Source organism: Uliginosibacterium sp. sgz301328 (assembly GCF_041807905.1).
GTDB lineage: Bacteria > Pseudomonadota > Gammaproteobacteria > Burkholderiales > Rhodocyclaceae > JBGVSA01.
Map to the genome: position 1 here is coordinate 1 of NZ_JBGVSA010000071.1, position 1,039 is coordinate 1,039.

General features: G+C 62.8%; 1 pseudogene. It reads right to left on the minus strand.

The features are described 5' to 3' along the window. Nucleotides 1-1,039, minus strand: a pseudogene (locus tag ACDA63_RS20115) (hypothetical protein); the annotation flags it as partial.

Here is a 1,039-nt window from a genome sequence, read left to right on the forward strand (position 1 = left end):
CCGATGCTGGTCACCTGATCGCCCAGGTTGGCGATGTTGGTGTTGATCGTGGTGATGCTGCCTTCGACGTTGCTCACCCGGCCATCGATGCTGGTGATGTCACCCGTGATCTGCGTGATGTTGTTGTTGATGTCGCCGATCTGACTGTTGATCGAGGTGATGTCACCTTCGACCGTGCTGACGCGGCCGTCGATGTTCGTCACCTGATCGCCCAGCGCGTTCAACTGGCTGACGTTGACCGCGTCGGTGTCGGCCACGCCAGCCGCCACGTTGCTGATCACGTTGTCGGCCATGTCCAGCCCGCCGTTGGCCGTGACCAGACCCGCGAACGTTGGGTTGTCGACCACGCTCACCGTCAGTGCCTTGCCGCTGGCGTCGTACGCAACACTCGTGTTGGTGCCGTCGACAAAGTTCAGCGTGTCGCCTGCCTTGATGGCGTCGGCCGCACCGCCATTGGCCGCCACGTTCCAGCCGCCTTCCAGCGTGGTCACGCGGTTATCGATGCTGGTGACCTGACCGCCGATGCTGGTCACCTGATCGCCCAGGTTGGCGATGTTGGTGTTGATCGTCGTGATGCTGCCTTCGACGTTGCTCACCCGGCCATCGATGCTGGTGATGTCACCCGTGATCTGCGTGATGCTGTTGTTGATGTCGCCGATCTGACTGTTGATCGAGGTGATGTCACCTTCGACCGTGCTGACACGGCCGTCGATGTTCGTCACCTGATCGCCCAGCGCGTTGAGCTGGCTGACGTTGACCGCGTCGGTGTCGGCCACGCCAGCCGCCACGTTGCTGATCGTATTGCCCGCCATGTCCAGCCCACCGTTGGCCGTGACCAGACCCGCGAACGTTGGGTTGTCGACCACGCTCACCGTCAGCGCCTTGCCGGTGGCGTCGTACGCAACGCTCGTATTGGTGCCATCGACAAAGTTCAGCGTGTCGCCCGCCTTGATAGCGTCGGCCGCACCGCCATTGGCCGCCACGTTCCAGCCGCCTTCCAGCGTGGTCACGCGGTTGTCGATGCTCGTCACCTGACCGC